The organism is Gloeothece verrucosa PCC 7822 (assembly GCF_000147335.1).
Lineage (GTDB): Bacteria > Cyanobacteriota > Cyanobacteriia > Cyanobacteriales > Microcystaceae > Gloeothece > Gloeothece verrucosa.
Genome location: NC_014501.1, coordinates 2877918 through 2900100 on the forward strand (window position 1 = coordinate 2877918; position 22183 = coordinate 2900100).

The 22183-nt window shown below is 41.5% G+C and carries 14 protein-coding genes and 1 pseudogene; 5 read left to right on the top strand and 10 right to left on the bottom strand.

Going from position 1 to position 22183, the window contains the following annotated elements; all coding sequences use genetic code 11:
* Nucleotides 1–191: 191 nt before the first annotated feature.
* The 4 genes from hemW to CYAN7822_RS12575 all read right to left on the bottom strand — a co-directional run bounded on the left by hemW (nucleotide 192) and on the right by CYAN7822_RS12575 (nucleotide 4408).
* Nucleotides 192–1481 carry a radical SAM family heme chaperone HemW gene (hemW, locus tag CYAN7822_RS12560; RefSeq protein ID WP_013322651.1) on the bottom strand — a complete coding sequence of 430 codons (1290 nt, stop codon included), beginning with the start codon at nucleotides 1479–1481 and terminating at the stop codon, nucleotides 192–194.
* A 132-nt stretch (nucleotides 1482–1613) separates the two neighbouring features.
* Nucleotides 1614–2123 (bottom strand): potassium channel family protein, encoded by a 510-nt coding sequence (locus CYAN7822_RS12565; RefSeq protein ID WP_245602740.1) that lies wholly within the window; start codon nucleotides 2121–2123, stop codon nucleotides 1614–1616.
* Nucleotides 2124–2402: 279 nt separating this feature from the next.
* Nucleotides 2403–3623, bottom strand: coding sequence for a DUF6515 family protein (locus CYAN7822_RS34580; protein ID WP_013322653.1), 1221 nt, complete (start codon nucleotides 3621–3623; stop codon nucleotides 2403–2405).
* Nucleotides 3620–4408 carry a DUF2092 domain-containing protein gene (locus tag CYAN7822_RS12575; protein ID WP_013322654.1) on the bottom strand — a complete coding sequence of 263 codons (789 nt, stop codon included), beginning with the start codon at nucleotides 4406–4408 and terminating at the stop codon, nucleotides 3620–3622. Before CYAN7822_RS12575 ends, CYAN7822_RS34580 begins: the two co-directional genes overlap by 4 nt.
* Nucleotides 4409–4607: 199 nt before the next feature.
* Here CYAN7822_RS12575 and CYAN7822_RS12580 point away from each other — a divergent pair, with 199 nt between their 5' ends.
* Both CYAN7822_RS12580 and CYAN7822_RS12585 read left to right on the top strand, forming a co-directional pair.
* Nucleotides 4608–6266: an alpha/beta hydrolase gene (locus CYAN7822_RS12580; protein WP_013322655.1), complete on the top strand. Its 1659-nt coding sequence runs from the start codon at nucleotides 4608–4610 to the stop codon at nucleotides 6264–6266.
* 134 nt (nucleotides 6267–6400) lie between these two features.
* A complete protein-coding gene (locus CYAN7822_RS12585; RefSeq protein WP_013322656.1) occupies nucleotides 6401–6883 on the top strand; it encodes a hypothetical protein in 483 nt (160 codons plus the stop codon).
* 84 nt (nucleotides 6884–6967) lie between these two features.
* On the opposite strand, the gene CYAN7822_RS12590 is transcribed toward CYAN7822_RS12585, so the two are convergent.
* Nucleotides 6968–8137, bottom strand: a complete 1170-nt coding sequence (locus CYAN7822_RS12590) for an RNA-guided endonuclease InsQ/TnpB family protein (protein ID WP_013322657.1) — start codon at nucleotides 8135–8137, stop codon at nucleotides 6968–6970.
* 746 nt (nucleotides 8138–8883) lie between these two features.
* Between CYAN7822_RS12590 and CYAN7822_RS12595 the strand changes: the two genes are divergently transcribed.
* The 3 genes from CYAN7822_RS12595 (at nucleotide 8884) to CYAN7822_RS37690 (ending at nucleotide 15444) form a co-directional block, all read left to right on the top strand.
* Complete coding sequence (locus CYAN7822_RS12595; RefSeq protein ID WP_013322658.1) at nucleotides 8884–10230, top strand: hemolysin family protein; 1347 nt, start codon at nucleotides 8884–8886, stop codon at nucleotides 10228–10230.
* A gap of 371 nt (nucleotides 10231–10601) precedes the next feature.
* A complete protein-coding gene (locus CYAN7822_RS39030) occupies nucleotides 10602–15302 on the top strand; it encodes a PAS domain-containing protein (RefSeq protein WP_013322659.1) in 4701 nt (1566 codons plus the stop codon).
* A 4-nt stretch (nucleotides 15303–15306) separates the two neighbouring features.
* Nucleotides 15307–15444, top strand: coding sequence for a hypothetical protein (locus tag CYAN7822_RS37690; RefSeq protein WP_157871809.1), 138 nt, complete (start codon nucleotides 15307–15309; stop codon nucleotides 15442–15444).
* Between the two features lie 36 nt (nucleotides 15445–15480).
* On the opposite strand, the gene CYAN7822_RS12605 is transcribed toward CYAN7822_RS37690, so the two are convergent.
* From CYAN7822_RS12605 to CYAN7822_RS12630, 5 genes and pseudogenes are all read right to left on the bottom strand, one after another.
* On the bottom strand, nucleotides 15481–16839 hold the full coding sequence (locus tag CYAN7822_RS12605) for a CmpA/NrtA family ABC transporter substrate-binding protein (protein ID WP_013322660.1): 1359 nt from the start codon (nucleotides 16837–16839) through the stop codon (nucleotides 15481–15483).
* A gap of 345 nt (nucleotides 16840–17184) precedes the next feature.
* A pseudogene (locus CYAN7822_RS39435) lies at nucleotides 17185–17778 on the bottom strand (AAA-like domain-containing protein); the annotation flags it as partial.
* Nucleotides 17779–17800: 22 nt separating this feature from the next.
* A protein-coding gene (locus CYAN7822_RS36830) for an IS5 family transposase (protein ID WP_173362888.1) occupies nucleotides 17801–18582 on the bottom strand; the annotation gives its coding sequence in 2 pieces (ribosomal slippage) (nucleotides 17801–18255 and nucleotides 18255–18582; 783 coding nt in all).
* Between the two features lie 61 nt (nucleotides 18583–18643).
* A complete protein-coding gene (locus CYAN7822_RS12625) occupies nucleotides 18644–19276 on the bottom strand; it encodes an AAA-like domain-containing protein (protein WP_013322663.1) in 633 nt (210 codons plus the stop codon).
* A 394-nt stretch (nucleotides 19277–19670) separates the two neighbouring features.
* Complete coding sequence (locus tag CYAN7822_RS12630; protein WP_013322664.1) at nucleotides 19671–22076, bottom strand: endonuclease MutS2; 2406 nt, start codon at nucleotides 22074–22076, stop codon at nucleotides 19671–19673.
* Nucleotides 22077–22183 lie beyond the last annotated feature (107 nt).

Here is a 22183-nt window from a genome sequence, read left to right on the forward strand (position 1 = left end):
TAAAAAAGAAGCCAAAAAAACACACACTTTTGCAAGATTTTGGTTATAGCCCCTAAAACTCTCTTGGTGAGAAATGCCGGTCTTTATAAGGGTGTCGGATAATGTGTTTATTTTAGTTTGCTTTTGTGCTAGACATGAATTTTTTCTTTTCGATGTTGGGATTAAGAGTGCCTTTTGCTATAGATGCCCCTTCATGAAAAATTGGTATTAAATAAAGCCGCCAAAACCGTATTAGAAAACAAAAAGCCTTCGGGATCAGTTAACCTAAGTCTTTCTAGAGCAAAAATATCTTGAGTTTCTCGAAAATTAACCCTATTTCCCTGTTGAGTAATCCCTTCTACCCATCCTTGACGAAAATAAGGCTGTAAAGTCTTACCAATCTCATGTAAAACTTTTTCACCATATTGGTGATTTAATTGGGATAAATTCACCCCGTCAGCTAATCGTAGTCCTAACATTAACGTCTCTAATAATTGATCAACGGCTCCGGTTGGGGGACAATCAATTTTTCCCCCTGACTCAATTAATTGAGTTACCCAACTATAATAGTCTTTACGAGTTCTAGGACGACTAAATCGTTGCAACGACACATAACTAGCGGCTCCCATCCCAAACCCATAATATGCCCGGTTTTCCCAGTAAACTCGATTATGGCGGCATTGATAACCGGGTTGAGCATAGTTCGACACCTCATAATGCTCAAATCCAGAATTCGTTAAATATTTCTGTGCCGTGCGATACATAAGGGCGGTAATTTCATCAGTAGGCAGAGGGGTTTCTCCGGGTTGGTATTTTTTGCCAAAGACCGTCACCGGTTCTAACACTAAGTCATAACAGGAAAGATGGTTAGGCGCAAGAGAAATGGCACTTAATAAGGAAGTTTCCCATTGTTGAAGGGTTTGATGAGGTAAACCTGAAATCAGATCTAAACTGAGGTTAGGAACTTCTAAAGCGCGGATGTGATCAATGGCGATAAAGATATCTTTTTTCGAGTGAAATCGTCCACAAATTTTGAGTAATTCATCCTCGAAAGATTGTACTCCCAAACTGACTCGGTTGACTCCGGCTTCTAGATATCCTTTAAGTTGTTCTTTGGTAAATGTACCCGGGTCCATTTCTAGAGAAATTTCTGCCGATGAGGTAATACCAAATTGTTGAGAAAGGGTTGTTAAAATCTGTTCTAAAGATTTGACGGGTAATAGGGAAGGGGTTCCGCCACCGAAGAAGACAGTATCTAAAGGTTGTCCCCTTGAGGGAGTGACGCGCATTTCTTGACAGAGTGCTTGTACATATTCTTGAATACTCCCAGAGGTATTAATATCTGTGTTATTTCCCAGTACAGAAATGGGAAAATCACAGTAATAGCAGCGACGACGACAGAAGGGTATATGAATATAAGCCGAGCGCGGTATATCCCCCTCTATTGTTGATGAGGTGGCTGTATCTTTCTTCGGTTTGGTGGCTGTTAATCCTTCGTTCATGCAAGAGCGAGCCGAATTTTTTTTGAGATAATTTATCATTGTAACCTAAAAAAAATAAGTATGCTCAAGTAAATCGGTAGGTTACAGTAGGGTGTGTTAGCCGAGCGTAACGCACCTAAACCTATTAAGAGATTAAGAATTTGAGGAACTATATAAAGAAACTAATCTCGCAATAATAATAGCTGGATAGAGTTGACCCACAATGGCTTCTAAATTAGCGAAACTCATCGCCACTGGATTGATAGGACTGATATCACCATAACCGACGGTTGTTAAAGTGACAAAACTAAAATATAGCAATTGATGAGAATTGACAGGACGCGAAAAAGCATTTGAGTCTAAGGTATAAATCATGGTATATATTTGAAACCAGAGAATGCCTAGCATTAAATAAACGCTGATTCCTCCTCGTAACGTATCGCCCGTTATTTTTTTATCTCGAAAAATTTTTTTGACAATAATTAAAACGGCTATGGACATAAAAAGAAAGTTGATCGATTGACCAAAAGCTTGAAAATATTGATAATGATCTATAAAATGAGAAAATGTATTAAAAATAAAAGCAGTAAAAGCTATAATATTCAAAATATACCGAGTTTTAATCGTTAATTCAAAAGTGGCTATTACGGAAAATATGATCATCAAAAAAATAGCTTTAGAGAAAAGAAAGTCCAAAACAATACTACTGTCAACAAAAGGAAAAGATACCAAAAAAATGATTAAACAAAAAAGAAGGTATTGATAGGGATTATTAAGGAAAATTTGCAGGCAGCCGCTTTTCATTGTTGTTAATTATTGTTTTGTTTTATCCCCATGTTAAGAAAAAAAGCTTCTGACTGAGAAGCCGTTTTTTCCTTTTATCTCTTTGTCTGTGTTCCCAGGCAAAAGAATTACTTGACTGAGCTTTATAGAAAATAAGACTCAGGAACCAGCAACCACATAAATTAAATCCCCTCCACTATAATAGGCTTCATAACGAACTCCTCCGTATTCATAATAAGTTGTATTGCCAACCTGAACGGTAGTATAACCTTTGGGTAGGAAAGGAACCACTACCCCAACGGGCGGCTCTACCACCACATATCCATTATTTCCTTCTTCATAAAATGTCCCGCCATGATAGTAATAAGGCACAGGATCATCCTTTGCATAAACAGCGACATAACCTTTAGGAAGAGTCGTTATAGATGCCCCTACGGGTGCAGATACTACCACATATTGGTTTCCTTGAGGTTCAAAATACACTCCATCAGCATAATAATAGTCGGTTCCAGAAACTTTAATGGTGGAATAATAAGCGGGTAAAGTTAATAAACTATAGCCAACATTAAACCAAAAGTTAGCTTGTGCCCAATCATCCCAGTCATTCCAATTATTCCATCCGTACCAATCATCAAAATTATCCCAGCGTTCGTTGATAATATCTTCTCGATTGTCAATCCTATCTTGCCGAGTTTCTTGACGATTTTCGTTTCGAGTTGTGCGGTTGTCTTGACGATTTTGTTGTTGCTGTGTCCGGTTTTCTTGTCGCTCAGTACGATTTGTGGAACGAGTGTCTTGTCGTTCAGTACGATTTGTGGAACGGTTGTCTTGATTGGTGCTGCGAGTGTCTTGTCGTTCAGTACGATTTGTGGAACGGTTGTCTTGATTGGTGCTGCGAGTGTCTTGTCGTTCAGTGCGATTTGTGGAACGGTTGTCTTGATTGGTGCTGCGAGTGTCTTGTCGTTCAGTGCGATTTGTGGAACGGTTGTCTTGATTGGTGCTGCGAGTGTCTTGTCGTTGAGTACGAGTAGAAGAACGGTTGTCTTGATTGGTGCTGCGATTTGTGGAACGAGTGTCTTGTCGTTGAGTACGAGTAGAGGAACGGTTGTCTTGATTGGTGCTGCGGTTGGTTTGTCGTTCACCGCGATTAATTTGTCGAGAACCTTGATTATTACTTCGGTTTCCAAAATTTCCCCCTCCCCCTCGGTTGATACTGCCGCTTCTTCCGCCACCGCCACTACCACCACGAACAGAACCACGACCACCACCAAATTGACCACGAGCATTAACCGCTTCAAATGATGACAATATACTGAAGAGGAAGACTAAGATCAAACCTAGAATCCCCCATTGAATTTTCGCTAAAATCGGCTTTTTCATTGGCTTTCTCCGGTTGTTTTACTACTGCTTGAGGCTGCCGAATTGGGCAAAAATTGGATTTTCACCGCATTAGCTGGAGGAGTAAAGCTAAATTGTGGGTCATTGGCTGAAAGCGCACTGAAGTCCCAGTTTGATAAAATAGCTGTATATTGAGGAGATTGGGCTTCTTTTTTATACGTAATAATAAACTTACAAGGAAGGGGTTCCCCCTCGGCTTTAATCCAAATTTGCCAATCTATCTCTTCTGTGGTAAACGCTAAGTGATTACAAGCCACATTATTTATCGAAGATAAACCAATAAAAGAAGCACTGGTGAATTTTTTCTCCGCCGTTTCATAAATATCTGTGGAAATTAAATCACCCATCGGCAAATTAATATCATAACGGTCTTGAAGCTCATCAATTAATGAATCAATATTGGAAGGCGCGGCAGCCGTCGCATAAAGATTTTTATTGACCTCCTGCATGGTAAAATTAGTCCCATCGTAATAAAAATTCACCTGCCGCCGATCACCTTGATAATCGGCTCGTATCCGATTGGGTCGTAATACCCTAAAATCGGCCTTAGCCGCATATTGAATTTTTTGACCCGAAGAATGAACTTCATCTATAGTAATGTCTGCTTGAAAACGAAAAGATTTTTGCTGTTTCAAAAAATTGGTCATCTGCTGTAGAGTTTGCTCGGCTTTGGGGTCAATCTTTACAGCAGTTTGAGCGTAGCTAATTGAAGCAGGAAAAGCTATCGCCACGCTTACAATTATGGCACTGAATTTGGGTTTTAACATGGGCGAAAAAAACAGAATAATTTTAAGTTTTTTTAAGTTTTTTAACTAAATTAAAATTTTTAATTTTATTCATAAAATAGCTCTGTGAATTATATCTCAATTATAGTATAATTAAAAAAAAACTCGTCAAAAGATTGGGTCAAATAATAAATTTATGTAACAAAAATAAAAATTTATTAACAAATAATTGGCGAAGAATATGAGAAGACTAAATATTTCGATTCGTCCGCTAATGTTTGGCCTGTTTTGTGCTATGGCAACTTGCCTGCCAGTGAGTGCGGCTGAACAAATTTATTTAACTTATGGGCCTCTAAAATTGTCACTCAAAGTAGACTCTTTAGAAACTTTTGCTAAAGACGGCACCATCAATAACGATTTAGGATTTTATCTGAAAAGAACCTCTCCAGAGCAGCAAGCCCAATTCCGCGAAGCTTTGACTAAACGGGTTGATATTGATCCGGTCTTGTTATCTCGGTTTTTTAATACTGAAATAGGAGAAGATATTCTGACTCGTTTCGGTAAGGGAATCACCATTGAAGGAGGGCGTAATGGCAAATATGCTCTCAGAGCCGCTCTTATTCAATCCGCTCTCGATACAGAGGGACTAACTTTACTCAATGTCTTGCGTAAGTTTCCCACCAATATGCAGTTACAAGGGGAGATAATTCTAGGACTTGCCCAAGAGATTGATAAAGTCGTCAAAGCCACCACCGCCTATACTGCCGAAATGGCTAAACTCTCAGCGCTGCAATCCCAAGCAGAAACGCCCGTTAATTTCTCTCTACTTCCTGATATCCGCCAGCCGGGAACTTTAGGCTTTCAAAAAGAAACCTTTACCCTCACCGATAGTAGTCGCAATCGTAGCTTTTATGTGATTGTCTACAAGCCGCAACAGTGGCGCACGGGAAAAACCCCTGTAGTGATTATATCTCACGGATTAGCCTCTAACCCAGAAAGCCTGGAAGATGTCGCCCAATTTTTGGCTTCCTACGGCTATGTGGTGGCTCTCCCCCAACATCCCGGCAGCGATACCCAACAAGCAAAAGCTTTACTTCAAGGATATTCTAGGGAAGTTTTTGACTTAAATGAATTTATCAATCGTCCTAAAGATATCAGCTATGTTATTGATGAACTAGAGCGACGTAATGCCTCTGAGTTTGGCGGGCGGCTAGATTTGCAAAATGTTGGCGTTGCTGGACATTCTTTTGGTGGATACACCGCTTTAGCTGTGGCAGGTGCGGAGATTGATTTTGACTACCTACAAAAAATTTGCGATCGCCTCTATGGAGGGCTGAATACCGCTTTGTTGCTTCAGTGTCGGGCGTTGAGTCTGCCCCGTCAAACCTACAATTTCCGGGACCCGAGAGTTAAGGCTGTGCTAGGAGCCAATCCCGTCAATAGCGCCATTTTCGGACAAAAAGGGCTGAGCAAAATTCAAATACCGATTTTTTTCGTTAGCGGCAATTACGATCCAGCCACACCTGCTGTTTTTGAGCAACTGCGCTCTTTTGTCTGGTTAACTACGCCGAATAAATATTTAGTGCTTGCAGAAGGACAGGCGCACGTTGACTTTTCTAAACTTGATGCCGGCATTACTCAAGTTGTCAATTCTGTTCCTAATCTGACTTTACCTGAGCCGAGTTTGCTGAAAAGCTATCTTTATCCCACAGTGCTTTCGTTTTTTGAGGTTCATATTGTCAATAACCCGCAATATCGTCCTTATTTAACCGCTTCTTATGATGCTTACCTCAGTCAAGATCAAAAATTCAAAGTCTATATGATTGGTGTGGACTCTCAACCAGCTTTACAAGAAGCGATCAACAACTTTAGAGCTAAATACGGAGCTATATCTCCTTGAGATTAAACAATCTTGCCATCGGCAAAACTTTGGGGGATTTTATTTTTGGCTCCCCTAGTAAACTTTATTTATGTTTGTAGTTATTCTCTCCTCACAACAATCATCAGTTAAGTTTATACAGATAGAAAAAGGTTATGAAAAAATCTCGATTGTTAACAACAACCCTTTTAATTTCATCAGCTATCACTTTAACGTTACCTCATTCCTCATTTTCGGCTGAGACTTGCTCCTTTTTAGAACCCGTTGGCGGAAAAGCCGGCGAAACCATCATTAAAAAAACCGTCACGGCTCCCAGTGTTCCTGTGGGAGTTGCTAGGTTAAAACGAGATAATTGGAATACGGATTTTGCGGTCAAAAGTAACATCAAAGCCAAGCGATATTTGGCTACTTTAAATCCTCTTTCTGATGGCACTTATTCAGTCAAAGTTTATCTGAAATATAATAATGGAACGGCCGATGAAATTTACCACAATAAACCGAAACTTTCCTCAGACAAGCCGTTAGTGATTTCAGGAAAACCCCGTGCTAATGAGCAACCTTATCAAGTAAATGTCTTTGTCGGGGATGCGGAATCAGTGGGAAAATCTTACCAAATTTCCGTCAAAGCTTGTCAATAATTAAACAACTTAATGCTCTCCTTCGGGCTATTTTAGAGTGAACTACCGCACAGCAAATCAAAGATTACGCTGTGGGCTTCTTCCTTACCCAGAAACAAGCGGAACAGTAGATTTTTTACGTCCACCACTACGTCTTACAGTTTGGCGATAGGCTTTGCCCCCCGTTCCAGAGGTCAAGATTCGTAGTCCCTCATCTCTGAGGTTAATAGCTGCATTAACGTCTCTGTCGTGAGTTGTTTGGCAGTTTTCACAAGTCCATGTCCTGACATTAAGAGGTAAACTACCTACTTGATTTAAGCAGACATGGCAAGTTTTAGAACTAGGGAAAAACCTATCAACTTCTTGATAGACTTTCCCTTCTTGTTCTGCCTTATATTTAAGCATGGTCATAAACATTCCCCAACCGACTTGATGGATAGCTTTGGACAGTTTAGGATTCTGCATCATATTTTTTACAGCTAGATTTTCTACAATAATGATTTGGTTTTCATCAACTATCCTACGTGATAGCTTATGTAAAAAATCTTCACGACAATTCGTTATTTTTCTATGAACCTTAGCAAGTTTTAATCTAGACTTCTTACGATTAATAGAACTTTTTTGTTTTCTAGATAACTGCTGTTGCTTGATTTTTAAATTCTTTTCATGTTTTTTCCCAAATCTAGGGTTATCAAACTTAGATCCTTCGCTCGTTATACAGAAATGGGTCAACCCTACATCAATACCGATTGCTTTTCCTTCTGTACATAAAGATGGTTTTTCTTTGCCGTCTTCAAATAAGACAGCAGCAAAATATTGCTGAGAACAGTTTTTTGAAATATTAACAGTTTTAATTTTCCCTTCAATGGGTCTATGAATAACCGCTTTAACTTTTCCTATTTTAGGAATTTCCAAGTAATTATCAAAGACCTTGACATTTTGAGGATACTGGATAGACTGTTTACCGTGTTTTGATTTAAATCTAGGATATCTGGCTCGTTTCTCAAAGAAATTATTAAAAGCAACCCCTAGATTAAGACAAACCTGCTGTAAACAAGCTGAGTAAGCAAGGGATAACCACTCATACTCTTTTTTGAGTTGAGGGATTATCTTTTTGACTTCATACCCAGATAAGCCTTTACCTGTGTCCTTATATGTTTGATTCATCAAATTAAGGCAATGATTCCATAACCAGCGACAGTTACCGAAAGATTGCTCCAACGATTGTTGCTGGTCTGTATCTGGATATAACCTTACTTTGACAACTCTTAACATATTTAGAGTGAACATAGGTTTTCTATAAAACAGTATAGCATATAATTCTTGGTGTGTGTCACAATTCTACTCCGCGATTCATGAGGGGCTGTGGGGCGAATTACTTCGCCCCTTTAAAAGCTCCGTCCGACGGTGATTTGTGGGTATTTTTATCGAAAATTAACTCCAAGGGCTTCTCGCGGGGGAAGCTAAAGCCTAACAGGAGAGTGATAGAGCTAAAAACGGGACTGGCCAGATTCGAACCGGCGACCTAGCGCTTCAGATTTGTGTGAGTTTCCCCACTCTCTGGACTATTCCTTCACCATAGGAGGTTTTCCCGTAGGTGGTGGCCGTTATGTTGTAGGGGACCATACCACTGATGAACCCAAAATCCCTTTCTCCCTACAACCAGTCTCTGCACCTTCTCTACCAGGGAAGTAGAGCTTGGCTCAAGATTACCTTATCTATTGATAGACTTAGGCTTCCTTGAATTTGACCACATTCACTCATAAAGTTTCCTCTATGAGGCCCGATGATTCAGGAGGCGCTCGCTCTATCCTACTGAGCTACAGCCCCTTAGTTTTGACAATTATAGCAAATTTCCTCAAAACTTTAAAGCCTTAAGATCTTTTGTATTAATGGGTTGCCCTTAGAAGACTAATAAGCTTGACCAAGGGGATATTAAAGATAGATAGGCATTGTCCAGCAAAACATTATCATATTAATTAAACATCATGAGGAAACCGGTACAGCCAAGGAACCGTTAAATGTCTAACATGGCCATTGAAATAGTTATCGTCCTACTGTTGATCATTGCCAACGGAATTTTCTCAGGATCAGAAATTGCCGTTGTCTCCGCTCGTAAAATACGCTTAGAGCAAATGGCAAATCGAGGCAATTTAAAAGCACGGGCTGCCCTAAAATTAGCCAATTCTCCGAATGATTTCCTCAGTAGTGTACAAATCGGCATAACCTTAATCGGGATTCTCAGTGGTGCAGTGGGAGGAGCAACCCTCGCTCAACGCATAGAGCCGCTTATTGCCGCTATTCCCTGGCTCAATCTCTATAGTCAAGGACTCAGCGTTGTCATCGTCGTCACCATTATTACTTATTTATCCTTGGTCTTAGGAGAACTGATTCCCAAGCGTATCGCCTTAAATAATCCCGAGCAAATCGCTTGCTCAGTAGCTAAACCCATGCGTACCCTCTCAAAAGTGACCGCGCCCCTAGTTCACTTATTAAGTATTTCCACAGACAAAACTTTACAACTGCTAGGGATTCAAGCCTCTGACGACCCCCCCGTCACAGAAGAAGAAATCAAAGTGCTGATCCAACAGGGCACACAGTCGGGTATGTTTGAAGCATCCGAACAGGAAATGGTAGAGCGAGTTTTTCGCCTCAGTGATCGCCCAATTAAAGCCTTAATGACTCCTCGTTTTGAAATTGTGTGGTTAGACCTCGAAGAATCACCCGAAGAAACCCAACGTCAAATTATGGAAAGTTCCCACTCACGCTTTTTAGTCGGTCGAGGAAGTTTAGATGAATTAGCCGGATTTTTGCGCGGGAGTGACTTTTTGGCGGCTCGTTTGGCCGGAGGAGAGATCAATCTAGAAACAATACTTCAGCCGCCCCTATATATCCCTGAAAATACTAAAGCCTTGAAAGTTTTAGAACAGTTCAAGGTCACCGGCATACACATGGCCGTGATTACTGATGAATATGGCAGTATTGAGGGATTAGTTACCTTGAATGACATCTTAGAAGCCATTGTAGGAGATATCGCCACCACTGAAGATTTAGAAGACCCGATGATCGTACAACGTGAAGATGGTTCTTGGTTGCTGGATGGATTACTATCGGTGGATCAAATCAAAGAGTTATTTTCTAAAACCACGTTACCCCACGAGGAAACCGGGCATTATCATACATTAGGCGGTCTGGTGATTACTTTTTTGGGACACATTCCTCAATCGGGCGAACATTTTCAATGGCAAGAACTGAGATTTGAAGTGATGGATATGGATGGTACCCGAGTAGATAAAGTGTTAGTCTCGGTGGTGCCGATGGAACAAGAAATCTCACTAGAACAGGTAGACCCATTAGAAAATGCCTAAATCTTTCTAGAGGCAGTAGACAAGCCATAAGCTATCAAATATGGTTCAGATCAAGTAAACTCAAGAAAGAAAGACTCAAAGTCAAACTTAAAGCGAGTTAATCTAGAGCCTAAATTACAAATCATCGTGTCAGGCAAAAGATAGCGAAGGGGGAAGTCCCGCCCTGTTCTCTCTGCCAGATGGCCCTTGTAAAGCGATTATCCTTAATCATGGGCGTAATTTACAAAAACTCTTCTGCTTCCTGCCTTGCCACCAACAAAAATTGTAATTAACTTTCGCGGCTAACTATAACCATAAGTTAAAAATATTCTTTTGAGCGGCTGTGTGTCCTCTAACAAACATTTAAAACCCTAAAATCAGGAGTACAAACGGTGACTCAGCAAACAAAAGCGACGATTTCTGAAAACATCTTTGCCGAGGGTGGAGAAATGGGCAAACTGATGCGCTCGCTTGACTGGTCACAAACCCTTTTAGGCCCAGTATCAGAATGGCCCCAAAGCTTAAAAACCTCTGTAAGCATCATCTTAAACTCCCGTTATCCCATGTTTGTGTGGTGGGGGCCTCAATACGCTAATTTATATAACGATGCTTACCGTCCGCTCTTAGGAGCAAGCAAGCATCCTCAATATTTAGGAAAATCGGCGAAAGACTGTTGGGCAGAGGTTTGGGATGTGGTAGGCCCCTTAGCCGATAGCGTTTTGGTTACAGGACAACCGGCTGGGTCTGAAGATTTATTACTGATTATGGACCGCAATGGCTATGATGAGGAAACCTACTTTACTTTTTCTTATAGCCCTATCCGAGATGAAAGCGGCGAAGTCGGCGGAGTCTTTTGTGCCGTCATCGAAACCACAGAACGCATTATCGGAGAACGACGACTGCGTACCCTGCGAGAATTAGGAGACAATAGGGCACAAGCTCAAACCGTGCAACAAGCCTGTCAAATGGCCACTAAAACCTTATCGAGTAATCAGTATGATATTCCCTTTGCCTTGCTCTACCTCATAGATGCCGAGGGAAAAAGTGCTTATTTAGCAGGCACCACCACCAACCTTGAAGCCGGAACCCTCATCAGTCCCCTTGATGTAGATTTGCAAAATGAGAGAGATCCCTGGCATCTGACAGAGGTTCATCGTACTAAAACCCTTCTGCACATCAGCGATCTAACTGAGCGATGGGGGGCACTTCCTGGCGGCAATTGGCCAGAGCAAGCCCACTCGGCTTTAGTCATGCCCCTGGCCCAATTAGGCTGGTTAATTGTGGGTATTAGCCCTCGACGGGAATTAGATGATCACTACCGAGGGTTTTTTGATTTAGTTTCCCATCATCTGAGCTACGCGCTTGCCAATGCCGAAGCCTACGAAACCGACATGATTTCCCTTCCCACAGGATTGGCTCATCTTCCTAAAGATAAAGTATCTCACCAAGGGGGGTTGACATTTAACAAAAATAATGGTAATTGCTTCGGAGAAGAAGCCCTAGGTGGGTTACCCGAAGATAAACCCACAGAGACGGTACCTGATAGAGCCGCCATAGCAACTGTGTTCGGCTCTCGCCCTCGAATTCTCTTAGCCGATGATAACGCAGATATGCGGGATTACATCAAACGATTGCTCACGGATCTCTATGAAGTGGAGACAGTTAGCGATGGAATAGCGGTTTTAGAGGCTTTAGCGCGAGAATTACCGGATTTAGTGTTAACAGATGTGATGATGCCTGGCTTGGACGGTTTTGAGTTATTAAGAGAACTACGCGCCAATCCCAACACCCGACAAATACCCATCATTTTGCTTTCTGCCCGGGCCGGGGAACCATCCCGAGTCGAAGGACTAAAAGCGGGAGCCGATGATTATTTAATCAAGCCTTTCTCGGCAAGAGAACTCTTAGCCAGAGTGGAAACTCATTTAAAAATGGCTCAGATACGAGAAGAAAATGCCCATCGAGAACAACAATTGAGAATAGAAGCCGAAGAAGCGAGAAAAGAGGTGATTAATATCCTCGAAACTATTACAGACGGCTTTTTCTCTTTAGATCATCAGTGGCGATTTACTTATGTCAACCAAGAAACGGAAAGATTATGCCAAAAAACGCGCGAAGAATTTTTAGGGCACTCCATTTGGGAAGTTTACCCCGAATTAATTAATTCAGAGTTTGATCAACAGCTTAGGAGAGCCGCTAGTCAAAAAATCTCGGTTCACTTTGAATCCCCTTCCCTCTATGCTCGGCTATGGCGCGAAGTGCATATTTATCCTCATCAAAATGGACTGGCGGTATACTGGCGAGATATCACCCAGCGAAAACAAATAGAAGCCGCACTCTCTCAAAGCGAAACCCAGTTTCGTCAACTGGCAGACGCAATGCCGCAAATTGTCTGGATTACCAATGCAGCCGGCAAGGTAGAATACCTTAACCAACAGTGGTTCGACTACACCGCATTGCCTCAAAATGAAAATAGCTACAACCCAGAGCAGATTCGCAGCGCCATTCATCCGGATGATCTAAGCACCATTGTAGAATCGTGGAAAACGGCCTTCACTAACCAAACCCCCTATCAATCAGAATTCCGCTTGAGACGAGGAAGAGATGGGAGCTACCGATGGTTCTTAGGGCGTGCTGTGGTGATTAAAGGTCCTCAAGGAGAAATTATCGCCTGGTACGGAACTTCTACCGATATTGATGACTACAAGCAAGCAGAGTTGTGTATCAGAAAAAAAGAATCGCTGCTGAATGCGCTGATTGCCAGTTCTCCCATCGGGATCTCATTTTTTGATCAAGACTTATGCTATCTTTACGTTAATCAAGCACTGGCAACCATTAACGGAGTGCCGCTCAATGAGCATTTAGGCCGCTCCTTAGAAGAGGTTCTCCCCCTAATGGCGGCTGAATTTAGGCCACTCCTGACTCAGATTCTACAAACTCAGCAACCCTTGTTAAATCATGAGTTTATGGGTGAGATTATCCCCGGCAATTTTCGCCATTGTTTAGCCAATCATTTTCCCGTCTGTTTACCCGATGGAGAGGTGTTAGGAATTGGGGTGACGGTGATGGATATTACTCAACTCAAGCAGGTTGAAGCCGCATTGCGAGCGAGTGAAGCCACTGCAACTGAGCGAGCGCAAGAACTCGAAACCCTGATGGAAATTACACCGGTGGGGCTTTGGATTGCTCATGATCCAGACTGTCACAGCATGAGCGCTAATCAAACGGCTTACCAGTTAATGCAGGCAAAACCTGGAGATATCGCCACAGCAACCCCTCCTGATGGCACTTATCCCTTAAACTTTAAGCAGCGAAGAAACGGAAAAGAAATTACTCCTGATGATCTTCCCATGCAGGTTGCTGCCAGAAGCGGACAGGAGATCACCGATGAAATAGAATTTGTTTTTGAAGATGGAACCGTTCGATTTATTTACGGTAGAGCAATACCTTTAACGAATGAATCCGGACAAATTCGGGGAGTCATTGGAGCTTTTGTCGATATTACTGAGCGCAAGCAAGCAGAAGAAGCTCTGCGCCAGAGCGAACAACGTTATCGTTACTTAGCAGAAGCGATTCCTCAACTGGTATGGATTACCAATTCTCAGGGGTACAATGAATATGTCAATCAGCAAATGTGTGAGTATACAGGATTAACCTTTGAGCAACTGTTGCAGTTTGACTGGCGAGAGATTATCCATCCCGAGGATATTGAACAGACTTACCAAAAGTGGATGGCAGCAGTGGAACAGGATGGCTATTATGAAATGGAATACCGCCTCAGAAATGCTCAGGGAAAATATCAGTGGTATTTAGGCCGAGCTATTCCTTTAAAAAATGAGCAAGGCAAGATTGTCAAATGGTTTGGGACTTCTACTAATATAGATGCTCAAAAACAACTAGAAGCGCAACGAGAAAGCCTCCTCTCGCTTGAACGAGCCGCCAGAGAGCAAGCTGAAGAAGCCAACCGTATTAAAGATGAATTTTTAGCGGTGCTATCTCATGAATTGCGCTCACCCCTCAACCCGATTTTAGGTTGGGCTAAACTGTTGCAAACCCAGAACTTTAATGCTGAAACTTACCAAAAAGGTTTATCGACCATTGAACGAAATGCGGCTTTACAAGCTCAATTAATCGAAGATTTACTCGATATTTCTCGAATTATGCGGGGTAAATTAAATCTGAAGATCGTTCCTGTCAACTTAATTTTTATTATTGAATCCGCATTAGAAACGGTGCGTTTGGCAGCCGAAGCTAAAACCATTAACATTCAAAAAGATCTTGATCTAACAGTGGGCAAAGTTTTGGGAGATACAGCACGTTTACAGCAAATCGTCTGGAATCTTCTTTCTAATGCGGTGAAATTTACCCCAACCGGAGGACAAGTCAACGTTAAATTAGAGGGAAGCGGCAACGAAGCGGTCATTACTGTAAGCGATACAGGCCAAGGAATTAGCGCTAATTTTCTTCCTTATGTATTTGACTATTTTCGTCAAGCTGACAGTAAAACTACTCGAAAATTCGGGGGATTAGGATTAGGATTAGCCATCGTGCGCCATTTAGTAGAATTGCACGGAGGGACAGTGACGGCGAATAGTCCAGGGGAAAATCAAGGAGCAACTTTTAGTGTCAAATTACCGTTAATTAATCAAGATACAATTCCCAAGACTGACTCAACAGACATTACAGAGAGTCATCAACAGAGGTCTATTTTACAGCTTTCAGGGATGGATATTCTCGTGGTAGATGATGATGCTGATACCCGTGACTTTTTGGGGTTTTTACTAAGAGAGGCAGGAGCGAAAGTGGTTACATTAGCATCAGCAACCGAAGCGTTACAAGTTTTGGCCGGCTCAAAACCCGATGTTTTATTGTGTGATATTGGTATGCCAGAAATAGACGGCTATATGCTCATCAAACAAGTAAGAATTTGGGAAAATCAAAGCGGAGAAAAGCCAATTTTGGCTATTGCTCTGACGGCTTATGCAGGAGATTTAAACCATGAAAAAGCACTCAAAGCAGGTTTTCAACACCATATTAGTAAGCCAATTAAACCTGAAGAATTATTGAAATTTCTGGCCAGTAAGAGGCAATAACCTAATGACTAATGGCTCTTTCGGCATCGTGGGAAAAATGTTCACCGAAATACAAAATAGTCTATGGTGGGTTACGGCACGGATCAAAAGTTATCACTTTCTTATCAAAATCATCGCTGCGCCTAACCCACCCTACAATTGATAACCTTTTCTTATCACCGCAAGTACGAGAGAGCCACTAGATCAAAATTTGTGGATTAGCCGCTCGCAATTCAAACCGATTTAGGTAAGCTACAGGTTGACTAGGATCAAATTCTCGTTGATCAATAAATGCGGTTGCTGGTTCTTTTTTCATGGGTTCTGTCGGCAATTTTATTTTGAGGGCTTTTGCCACTTCTTCATAAATTTTTAGCGGATAAGTTTTATCAAGAATTTTATCAGCGTCTACAGGATATTCTGACAAATCAGCTTGCTGCCAACGAACCATTTGAGTTAATAACCAAACTCCATGAGAGCGCCAAGGATAATTAACATGATTCGGGGCTTTTAAATAACTGGTTTCTTGAAAATGAAAAATATTAAAATCCGGAATATTTTTTAAGCGATTTTCAGATATTTGTTCATAATTATATTTTCCTAATAAAGCCGGTTCTATCGCTAATAAACTGGTATTGAGATATTTATTTTGAGCGAGAATTTGGGCAATTTCTGGTCGATTTTTGGGAACATCACAATACTGACAAGCTTCTAATAAAGCCGCTACTAATGCCCTAGCGGTAACAGGATTATTGTTAACCCAAGATTCGCTCACCGCTAAAATTTGACTGGGATGACCTCGCCAAATATTGCGGCTAATATCAGCAATAAAGCCCGCTTTTGCTGAGACGGCTTTTTGATTCCAAGGATCGGCCACCGCGTATCCTAATATATTGCCAGATTGCAATTTATAGAGCATCTGTGAGGGGGCCACCTCAGTTAATTTTATCTCTTGATGGGGGTCGATGCCCATAGCCGCTAACCAATAGCGAGAGAGATAATTATCCATAGAAGAGTTAGAAGCTATCGCTAAACTCGGAGGTGTATTAAAACTACGGATATAGCGGCGATAAGTGTTAGCAAATTCTCGAAAGTTATAATAATCGGTGATAGGATGAATTCCCCCTGTCCAACTTTTTTGACTTAAAGTGATAGCACTTCCATTGAGATTAAGAGTCATCAATGATACTATCGGGGTTGCATTTTTGTTAACTTGGGAGAGCAAGGGAAGCGGAAAAGGCGCAACGGCACCATCTAATTTTCCGCTACTCAACCCTTTTTCTAGGTCATTAGGGGTGAGTTGTTTACTAAAGGCTACTGTTAACCCATAGCGGGCAAAAAAGCCTTTTTCTTGAGCAATGATGACAGGGGTAGCATCTAAAGTGGGAACATATCCAAGGGTTAAATAGGTTTTTTCTAATTTGCCAAAATTGCTCACTTCTTGCTGTGGTGAGTTTTGGCTGTTAAACCCGCGACAAGCCGCCAGCACAAAGCCGCTTGTGGAGAGTGCTGTATATTTAAAAAAATGACGACGCTTCATGACCATTGCTGTTAAAGCCATACTTTATATTAGAGTAATGCTTTTAGGAAATATTTATTCGGGTTTGTTTTCAGAAAATTTAGCAAAATCATAATCATTAGATTGTAGATTTAAATTGAATGCGTCGAAACACTGTTTGAGCGTTTGCTTATCCACCCCAGTTTCTGCGGCTAATACTTTCATTAAAGTATCGATGGATAAACCTGTACGTTCACTGAGTTTTTCTAGGGTATAACGCTTGCCGGCGTTTTCTTGCCATTTGACTTCTTCTATAGCCGTTTTCAGTTTTTTTAAGCCTGTGGCAGTGAGAACCACTCCTCGCCGGCGGATAGTTTTTTGTTGCTGAGTGAGTTGGTGCTGATTTTTAAAATATTGTCGATATAATTCACAACTGGGTAATACTTGGTCGGCCACTCGGGAGATTAGACCCATACTGCTTAACTTATGAGCTATGATAGGCTCTAAAGGAATCCCTTCAGTAGTATTCATGACCTTATGAACAGCGCTTTCTAATTCAGGTTGTTTTTCTAAAATCACCCAATGACGCTGCAAATGAGGGTTATAAATTCCGGTTGATGTGGCAGCCGTTTTAAGGAGTTCTGAGAAAGTTAACTCTTTGCGACTCAGATGATAAAAAGCAATTTGCACGAGTGCCGGATGTCCGCCGGTCAATTCTATCAGTTGTTGAGCTTCTTTTCCATCTTTCCAGTTGAGTCCGTAACATTGGGCTAACTGCTGTATTTCCTCTAAAGAGAAGCTTGTTAACTGAATGGGTAGTCCCACATTAAAAGGAGATTGATTTAACTGTAGAGGAACATAAATCTCTGTGGAGTGAACTACTATTAGACGAAGTTTTTGCCAAATAGGTAATCTTTTAGCCTCTTCGTACCAGGACCGCAGTAGAGGAAAAAAATCTTTTGCCACTTGAGGATGCTCAAAAATTTCATGAACCTCATCTAAGAGGCTATTTATAAAGTCAATCTTAAGAAACGAGGCGACGCAACATTATCCTTGTCATAACTGCATAAATAGCGGCTTCACTCATTTCTGATAATTTTTCATAATCTTTACTCAAACGACGATACCAGTTAAACCAGCCGAACGTTCGTTCCACAATCCATCTTTTCGGTAAAACTTTAAATTTTTTGTCTGAACGCTTTATTACTTCTACTCTTGCTTGAATCATCAACCAAATAGCCAGAGCAAATTTATCACCACTATAACCAGCATCTACCCACATTAAAGCCACTTTTTCAAGCAGTTTGGGATTTTCTTCTAATAGTTCCATTACCGCCGTCGCCGCTAAGACTCTTTCTTGACCATGAGCTTCAGCTACAATTACTTTCAAGATTAATCCTAAACTATCAACTAATAATTGCCTTTTTCGGCCTTTGACTTTTTTTCCACCGTCAAAGCCATACACATCCCCCTTTTTTCGGTTGTTTCCACCGATTGGCTGTCTGCTATGATTACACTACTTTGCGGAGATTTCCCTACCTGTTGACGAACCATCTGCCGGAGGGTGTGATTGATTTTTTCCCAAACCCCCTTTTTGACCCATTTGCGATAATAACTATAGACTGTGGAGGGAGGAGGAAAATTTTTGGGTAAATATCTCCATTGGCATCCGGTCTTCAAATGATAATATATCGCATTACAGACTTGTCTAATATCTGTAGTACGCGGATGTCCCCCGGATTTAGCGGCTGGAATAAGTGGGGCAAGCAATTCCCATTCGGCATCAGATAAATCACTTGGATACAAGCAGATCGCTCCTCACTTTTGATTGCGAACAATTACCCAGATTAGATTAATCGTTTTTGGCCTATTTTTTTCTTGTCTTTAGATTTACTTTATAAACACCCTCTAAGGCTAAGATTAGCGGAGCTTCTATAGACTGTAATAAATAGTTTTGAAAGTAGAGAGTACAGCTAATTTTGCTGCCGAGGTCTTCATCCCAATATTCGTCTAGTTGAGGTTTAAGCTGAAGTTGGCGAGCAATGTTAGCACACAACCAGCGTAAAAGTTGATTTAAATCATTTAAAATAGACTGATCGGTTTGCTGTAAGTTAATGCTGACGGTATAGTAACCTAATTTCTCGCCATAGTCGAGAATTCTTAAAAGCAGTGAAGTTTTACCCATTTCTCTAGGCGCTTTGATTCGGATTAAAGCACCGGGTTTGCCGATTTCTTGGTAAACTTGCTCCTCAATTGATAAGCGTTGGAGATAAAAAGGAGAGTCTAGGGGTACTGAACCATTTGGGTAAGGAGGAGATAGAATTTGCTGATTATCGCTAGATTTACTCACGGTTTTTTTTGGGGTTGGTGCATTGAGATCTGATTCAATATAAGATTTTAATAAAATTCCCTGCAAAAGTAAAATTTCAGCCGAGTTAAGGGGCTGATTTCCATATTTGACTAGCCGTTGATTTAGAATTTCAACAAAAGAATCGAGCATTCTAGAAACTAGACAGTAGATTCTATTTATTCTGACACCGGTTTTTCAGGCCTTAAACAAAACTTTGATATTTTTAACTTTGTTATCTAGCCCAAGCTGACTTTTATTAAGGATGAATCCGACTTGGTATTATTCTTGTGCTTAAATTCTTAGACTTAGATGGTTTCTATAATAACATATTTTGATTAAAAAATAAATTTATATAAGCTAAATATTTTGTTTAAACTCTCAACAATAAATACACAAAATTTACAACAGATCAGCACGAAGCCTTGCAGAGTTCATTAATGTTTTATTTGTTGTCTATACACTCTTAAGACGTTTTGACACATTAATTTGGGAAATTTTTGAGTTTGTGTTATCTAATCTTGTCCGACAATTGTGAGGTAGGATGTCACGTCAAATAAGCAACAGTCACGCCTGCCCCTCCCTCATTTTGCGGCGCTAACTCAAAGCGCTTTACCTGGGGATGACGTTCCAAAAATTCATGAACCCCTTGGCGGAGTTTGCCGGTACCTTTCCCATGAATAATCCATAATACCCCCGATTCAGTGGCACGGGCGATCGCTTTTTCCACATCGCTTTCTGCTTCAACTACCCGACTTCCCCGTATATCAACGGTATTATAAGAGGTACGAATAACCGGAGAAGATTTAGGGGCAGGAGGCGGCGAAGGGTTAGCCGGTGGTGCAGTTTTCGCTTTTTCTGGCACTTCGACTTTTTTCCCATCAAGAGACTCAATATCTCTAAAAGGTACAGTCATTTTCATAATGCCAAAACGCACCGAAACTTCCTCAGATTCTTCTAATATATTTAACACCTCTGCGGTTTGTCCTAAACTGGGAATTCTCACTTTTTCCCCGACTTGAGGACGATAAATTTTTACTGGTTGTTTTTGCTTCGGTAGCTGTTTTTCGGCAATTTTGCCCAGTGCCTCGGTGGCTTTTTGAGCATTTTGGGCGGTGGGTGTTCCTTGCTGTAATTGCCGAATGACTTGGGCAATTTCGGCTTTAGCGGCTATAATGGCTTTTTGAATTTCTTGTTCTTGTTGCTGTTTTAAATCTTTTTCTCGTTGTTGTAAGGCGTTCGCTTTTTGGGAAACTTCTGCATAAAAACGTTCTGTTTGCTTTAATAGTTGAGTCGCTTCTTTAGCCTTTTCTTCTTGTTCGCGGCGCTGTTGTTCTAAACCGGCTATCACGCGATTAATATCTTCAGAAAACCCACCCACTCGAGTTCTAGCATCTTCTATAATATCGGGTCGTAATCCTAAGCGCCCTGCTATCGTTAGGGCATTAGACCGTCCGGGAATACCCCATAATAGACGATAGGTTGGAGAAAGGGTTTGATCGTTAAATTCTACAGAGGCATTTTCAAAGCGTTCATCTTGGTATTTTAGGGCTTTTAACTCGCCGTAGTGGGTGGTAGCGATGGTTAACCCCGCCGCCTCGGCTAAATATTTTAATAGGGAAGTTGCTAAAGCGCTGCCTTCAGCCGGATCGGTTCCGGCACCGACTTCATCGAGTAATACTAATGAAGAGGATGCTGTGGTAGGTGCTTCTGAGGTTGGGTTTAAAGCCTCGATAATGCGAATAATTCGGCGAATGTGCCCGGAAAACGTCGATAAACTCTGTTGTAGAGATTGTTCATCGCCGATGTCTGCTAAGATTTGCTCAAACCAGGGCAATTCTACCGGCACTTTAGCCGGAATAAAAATACCGGCTTTGGCCATTAAAGCGGCTAACCCAACGGTTTTGAGGGTAACGGTTTTTCCTCCTGTATTGGGTCCGGTAATAGCCACGACGCGAATTTTCGGGTCTACTTGTACGTTAATGGGAACCACTTCGGGACCTTGTTCGTGTTGTTGCTGCCAAATTAACAGAGGATGGCGTAACTGTCGTAGGGTGATGTGTTCATGGGGTTCAATAAATCTCGGTGGGTTACCTTTTAACCACCAACTGTAACGGGACCTTGCGACGGCTAAGTCTAGAATGGTGGCGGCGGCTAATAAGTCTTCTAAATCTTCTTTTACTTCGGCTACTTTTGCGCTTAACCCTCTGAGAATGGTTTCTTCTTCAATTTGTTCACTGCGATGATATTGCCGCAGTTGATTACCTAATTCTACTACTGATGAGGGTTCTATATATAAAGTCGCGCCCGTACTAGAACTGTCATGAATAATGCCCGGAACTTGATCTTTTTGGGGGGCTTTCACCGGCAGCACAAAGCGATCACCGCGTTGAGTAATCACGGATTCTTGCATGGCTCCGCTTTGCCGTTGCATAATATCTTGTAGTTTGCGGTAGATTCTCTCGCGTACGACTTTCATTTGTCCCCGGATTTCTCGCAGTCTGGGACTCGCGCGATCACTGACTTCACCGTCTTCTTCGATGCAACGGTGTATTTCTTGTTCTATTTCGGGATAGGTTCGCACATTAGCCACTAGGGTTTTGAGGACGGGTATTTTTTCTTGTTCTTCGATCAGGCGGCGCAAGCGTCTGACTCCGGCTAGGGTAGTGGCGATACTGAGTAATTCTTTTCCTGAGAGAACGCCACCTAAGTCTGATCTTTCTAAGGCATCTCCGATATCGGTAATTCCCTCAAATGATAATGCTGTATTTAGACGTTGTTCTAGGTCGTAAACTTCTTCGGTTTGGGCGAGGAGTTGACTACTTTCCTCTTGAGTTTCAGGCAGTTTCATATATTCTGCGGCAATAGCACCAAGTTTTGTCGCAGCAAAGGTTGATAGGTGCTGACAAAGACGATGCCATTCTAATAGTTCTAGTGTTTCTTCTTGAATCAAAGTCAACTTCTGGGTGCGTATGCTATCGTACTACATCTATCTTAACAGGGAATAGAAAATAGGGGGAATGGGGATAGGCAATAACTAAAAATCATCCCCCCGCCTAA

What these genes read in the sequence shown, in the direction of transcription:
- CYAN7822_RS12575 (WP_013322654.1), bottom strand. Translation starts at nt 4,408, where the DNA reads ATGTTAAAACCCAAATTCAGTGCCATAATTGTAAGCGTGGCGATAGCT.
- CYAN7822_RS12625 (WP_013322663.1), bottom strand. Translation starts at nt 19,276, where the DNA reads ATGCTCGATTCTTTTGTTGAAATTCTAAATCAACGGCTAGTCAAATAT.
- CYAN7822_RS12595 (WP_013322658.1), top strand. Translation starts at nt 8,884, where the DNA reads ATGTCTAACATGGCCATTGAAATAGTTATCGTCCTACTGTTGATCATT.
- hemW (WP_013322651.1), bottom strand. Translation starts at nt 1,481, where the DNA reads ATGAACGAAGGATTAACAGCCACCAAACCGAAGAAAGATACAGCCACC.
- CYAN7822_RS37690 (WP_157871809.1), top strand. Translation starts at nt 15,307, where the DNA reads ATGACTAATGGCTCTTTCGGCATCGTGGGAAAAATGTTCACCGAAATA.
- CYAN7822_RS34580 (WP_013322653.1), bottom strand. Translation starts at nt 3,623, where the DNA reads ATGAAAAAGCCGATTTTAGCGAAAATTCAATGGGGGATTCTAGGTTTG.
- CYAN7822_RS12565 (WP_245602740.1), bottom strand. Translation starts at nt 2,123, where the DNA reads ATGATCATATTTTCCGTAATAGCCACTTTTGAATTAACGATTAAAACT.
- CYAN7822_RS12590 (WP_013322657.1), bottom strand. Translation starts at nt 8,137, where the DNA reads ATGTTAAGAGTTGTCAAAGTAAGGTTATATCCAGATACAGACCAGCAA.
- CYAN7822_RS12580 (WP_013322655.1), top strand. Translation starts at nt 4,608, where the DNA reads ATGAGAAGACTAAATATTTCGATTCGTCCGCTAATGTTTGGCCTGTTT.
- CYAN7822_RS12585 (WP_013322656.1), top strand. Translation starts at nt 6,401, where the DNA reads ATGAAAAAATCTCGATTGTTAACAACAACCCTTTTAATTTCATCAGCT.
- CYAN7822_RS12605 (WP_013322660.1), bottom strand. Translation starts at nt 16,839, where the DNA reads ATGGCTTTAACAGCAATGGTCATGAAGCGTCGTCATTTTTTTAAATAT.